This is a genomic window from Desulfosporosinus burensis, assembly GCF_054657535.1.
The window spans coordinates 1-1128 of the sequence record NZ_BAAHYN010000048.1 but is presented as its reverse complement, the minus strand read 5'-3'; the positions used below and the strand labels follow the sequence as shown (position 1 = coordinate 1128).

Annotated in this window: 1 protein-coding gene; it reads left to right on the top strand. The window is 46.9% G+C overall.

The window, feature by feature from the left end:
- Positions 1-314: 314 nt before the first annotated feature.
- Positions 315-1128, top strand: an 814-nt coding sequence (gene istA, locus ACYQ3Q_RS28255) for an IS21 family transposase (RefSeq protein WP_459931717.1), incomplete at its 3' end; no start/stop codon positions are given.

Below are 1128 nucleotides of genomic sequence, written 5' to 3'. Positions count from 1 at the left end.
GGGTGAATATTTCGTTCTGTGAGAGCCATTGTGTCGGCGAAATAGAGCCATGATCACGGAAAAATAGAGCCACCTTCACGGAGTAGAGAGCCACCAATTGTTTTCGACTCTATAATGGATTTATGCACATTAAAATGTGTAAATTTATTATGGAGGACGATAATCATGGTGAATTATCGCGAAATTCTACGATTGCGAAGCTTAGATTACACTCAGCGCCAAGTAGCTGTCAGTGTCAAATGCTCTCGCAATACCGTCAGCGAAGTCTATCGACTAGCCGATGAGAAAGGCCTATCATGGCCACTGCCTTCTGAATGGTCAAATACGGATTTGCAGCATCTCCTTTACCCCGGGAAGACATCGGGAACCGAAAGAAAAATGCCCGTCTTGCCTATTTGCACAAGGAGTTGGCCAAATCTGGTGTGACCCTGACCTTGTTATGGAGCGAATATTGCGAGCAATGCAAGGTTGAAAAGCTGATTCCCTACCAATACACCCAGTTCTGCGACTACTACCGGTCCTATGCAATGAAAACCAAGGCCACCATGCGGATTAAACGGAAGCCGGGGGAGTTATTAGAGGTCGACTGGGCAGGCTCGGTTCTGTCTGTTAATGATGATTTGACTGGCGAAGTCATACCAGCCTACATCTTTGTTGCTTGCTTACCCTGCAGCCTTTACAGTTACGCAGAAGCCTTTCCTTCCATGGCCATGGAACATTGGATCAATGCCCATATCCGCGCCTACCAGTTTTTCGGGGGTGTTACACGCATATTGACACCCGACAATCTCAAGGCGGCTGTTATAAAGCACGGAAGAACAGAAGTGCTTTTAAACCGTGTTTATCTGGAGATGGCAGAGCACTATAACACCGCCGTGATCCCGGCGCGACCGGGTTCTCCGAAGGACAAGCCCAATGCTGAAGGCACGGTCGGAGTCATTTCTACTTGGATTATTGCAGCTCTGCGGAACGAAAAATTTTTCTCCTTCTCCGAATTGAATTCTGCCATCCAAAAGAAGCTTCTGGAATTCAACACAAAACCCTTTCAAAAAAAGAATGGAAGCCGGTTGAGTGCTTTTGAAGAAGAAGAAAAATCCTTCCTTCAGCCGTTACCTGCTTCCCCCTATG